The following is a 3,289-nucleotide window of genomic DNA, read 5'->3' as shown; positions in this document are numbered from 1 at the left end:
AGCCCGCTGTCGTGCCCACTCCGTCTCCCGTTCCGGAGGAGAGGACCGTGGAGGTCGCTCCCGAGATGCTCGCGGTGCTTCCGCCTTCGCCCGAGGCGAGCCCGGCGGTCGCGGAGGCCGCTCCCGAGCGGAAGCCGGTGGTCCCGGTCGAGCTGCCCTCCGAGCCCATGGGCGACATGCAGATGACCTCGCACCTGGACCTCATGACCGAGTCCGAGCCCGCGTCTCCCTGGGCTCGGCGCGCCATCGAGGTGGACTTCTCGGCGCAGGAAGCGGGCTCCTCCGAGCCCGGCTCTTTCGGCGGCGCGGGCGAGATCCCGCTGGCGTCCATGCATGAGTTCATCCCGACCTGGGATCCCTCGGCCGAGCCGGCACCCGTGGCGACGGATTCGGACGCCACGGCCAGCTCGCTGGAGGGCGCTCTGGCCGGACAGGCCGCGACCCCCGCGGTGCCGCTCGAGGAGGCGCTCACGGCGCTGCGCGAGGCGACGACGCGGGGCGCGCTGGGCAAGGCGCTGCTGTCCTACTGCCAGGGGCGTTTCTCGCGATGCTTCCTCCTGGGCGAGTCGTTCGGCGTCGCCCGGGTGGGGCGCGCGTACGGCCCGGGGAGCAACAAGCCCGCGGTCTCGGCGCTCCAGGTGGACCTGGAGGCGCCCTCGCTCCTCGCCATGGCGGCGGCGGGGAGCGGGCCGGTCGTCTCCAGCGTCCCCGAGAGCCAGGAGGACGAGGCCCTCTTCGCGGCCCTGGGTGAATCGTTCTCGCACCTGGCCGCCGCGGCGATCCGGGTGCGCGAGCGCGCGGTGGGCTTCATGGTCATCGACGGCGGGCCCTCGCCCTTCGGCCCCAACGAGCTCGATGAGCTGGAGAAGCTCCTCGCGGCGGCCTCCGAGGTCTACGGCAAGCTGCACGACGGCTCGCCCTGAAACGAAAAAAGCTCCGGTGCCTGGGCACCGGAGCTTCGATCTCGGGCTCACATCGAGAGGCAAGGGGCACCCTGACCCTCCTCATGAGGGCCGGGGTTGAACCCGAGTTCATCGGGTACCCTCACCCCGTCCCTCTCCCGACGGGAGAGGGAAAGGGTAGGGCGCTCAGCTGCAGCCGCTCGTGGTGCCGCAGTTGCTGCACTTGTAGCAGGCGCCGTTGCGCACCATGATCTCACCGCACGTGTGGCACGGCGGCGCGTCGGCCTGGTTGAGGTAGGTCTTCCGCGGCGTCGACATCGGCAGCGCCACCGAGGCCACCTGCACCGGCGCCTTGGGCTCGGCCACCGCCGCCACCGCCACCGTCTTCTCCACCGCCGCCTCCACTCCATCCGCCTGCTCGCTGGGCAGGAACTTCAGCGCCAGCCAACGGAAGATGTAGTCGATGATCGACTTGGCGATCGGGATGGCCGAGTTGCCCGTGAAGCCGCTCGGCTCGAAGCGGGTGTGGCTGAACTTGTCCACCAGCACCTGGAGGGGCACGCCGTACTGGAGCGCCAGCGACACCGCCGTGGCGAAGCTGTCCATCAGGCCGCTGACCACCGAGCCTTCCTTCGCCATCACGCAGAAGAGCTCACCCGGCGTGCCGTCCTCGTACATGCCCACCGTCATGTAGCCCTCGTGGCCACCGATGGAGAACTTGTGCGTGATGGCCCGGCGCTCGTCCGGCAGCCGCCGACGCATGGCGCTGGCGTCCTTCACCGCCACCAGCGCGGGCTCGGCCACCAGCGCCTTGGTGTCCTTCACCTTGTCCTTCGAGGTGTTCAGCGGCTGGGTCCGCTTGCAGCCGTCGCGGTACACCGCCACCGCCTTGAGGCCCAGCTTCCACGCCTCGAGGTACGCCTTCTCGATGTCCTCCACCGAGGCGTCCGACGGCATGTTCACCGTCTTGCTGATGGCGCCCGAGAGGAAGGGCTGCGTGGCGCCCATCATCTTCAGGTGGCCCATCCACTGGATGCTGCGCTGGCCCTTGGCCGGCTTGAAGGCGCAGTCGAACACCGGCAGGTGCTCGGGCTTGAGGTGCGGGGCGCCTTCAATCGTCTCGTGCTTGTCCAGGTAGGTGATGATGTCCTGGGCCTGGGTCTGCGGGTAGCCGAGCTTCTCCAGCGCCTGCGGCACCGTCTGGTTGACGATCTTCAGCATGCCGCCGCCCACCAGCTTCTTGTACTTGATGAGCGCGATGTCGGGTTCAATCCCCGTGGTGTCGCAGTCCATCATGAAGCCGATGGTGCCCGTGGGGGCCAGCACCGTCACCTGGCTGTTGCGGAAGCCGAACTGGGTGCCCAGCGCGAGCGCCTCGTCCCAGGCCTTCTTCTGCGCCTCGAACAGCTCGGTGCCCGAGCCCTCGGGCTGCACGTTGTAGGCGGCCTTGCGGTGCTTGCGGATGACGCCGAGGAAGGGCTCCTCGTTCTTCTGGTAGCCCGCGAAGGGCCCCATCTTCCCCGCCATGCGCGCGCTCATCGCGTACGCCTGGCCGCACATCAGCGAGGTGATGGCCGCCGCGTAGTTGCGGCCCGCGTCCGAGTCGTACGGCAGACCCGTGGCCATCAGCAGCGCGCCCAGGTTGGCGTAGCCCAGGCCCAGCGGCCGGAAGTCGTGGCTGTTCTTGGCGATCCGCTCCGTCGGGTACTTGGAGAAGCCGACGATGATCTCCATGGACAGCAGCACCACGTCCACCGCGTGCTTGAAGGCGGTGACGTCGAAGTCGCCGTCGATGGTGCGGAAGTGCATCAGGTTCAGCGACGCCAGGTTGCAGGCCGAGTCGTCGAGGAACATGTACTCCGAGCACGGGTTGGACGCGTTGATGCGGTCCGTGTTCGGGCAGGTGTGCCAGCCGTTGATGGTGCTGTCGAACTGGAGGCCGGGATCACCGCACAGGTGCGCCGCCTCCGAAATCTCCCGGAAGAGCTCCCGCGCCTTGTAGGTGTCCATGGGGCGGCCATCGCGCACCGCGCGCGTCGTCCACGCCGAGTCGTTCACCACCGCGCGCATGAACTCGTCGGTGACGCGCACCGAGTTGTTCGAGTTCTGGAAGAAGACGGAGGAGTAGGCCTCGCCGTTGAAGCTCGGGTCGTACCCGGCATCGATGAGGGCCCAGGCCTTCTTCTCCTCGCTGGACTTGCAGCGCACGAAGTCCAGCACGTCCGGGTGGTCCGCGTTGAGGATGACCATCTTCGCGGCGCGGCGCGTCTTGCCACCGCTCTTGATGACGCCGGCGAAGGCGTCGAAGCCCTTCATGAAGGACACGGGGCCGCTCGCGGTGCCACCGCCGGCCAGCAGCTCCTTGCTGGAGCGGATGGTGGACAGGT

The 3,289-nt window shown here is 68.7% G+C and carries 1 protein-coding gene and 1 pseudogene; one reads left to right on the top strand and one right to left on the bottom strand.

What is annotated here, in order from left to right:
- Positions 1–923 (top strand): annotated as a pseudogene (locus VF794_RS08155) (hypothetical protein); the annotation flags it as partial.
- Positions 924–1,088: 165 nt separating this feature from the next.
- Here the strand turns inward: VF794_RS08155 and VF794_RS08150 are convergent.
- A partial coding sequence (locus tag VF794_RS08150; RefSeq protein WP_331108616.1) for a vitamin B12-dependent ribonucleotide reductase occupies positions 1,089–3,289 on the bottom strand: 2,201 nt, incomplete at its 5' end.

The sequence above is a fragment of the Archangium sp. genome, assembly GCF_036389735.1.
Classification (GTDB): domain Bacteria; phylum Myxococcota; class Myxococcia; order Myxococcales; family Myxococcaceae; genus Archangium.
This window is presented reverse-complemented; position numbering and strand designations above follow the sequence as displayed.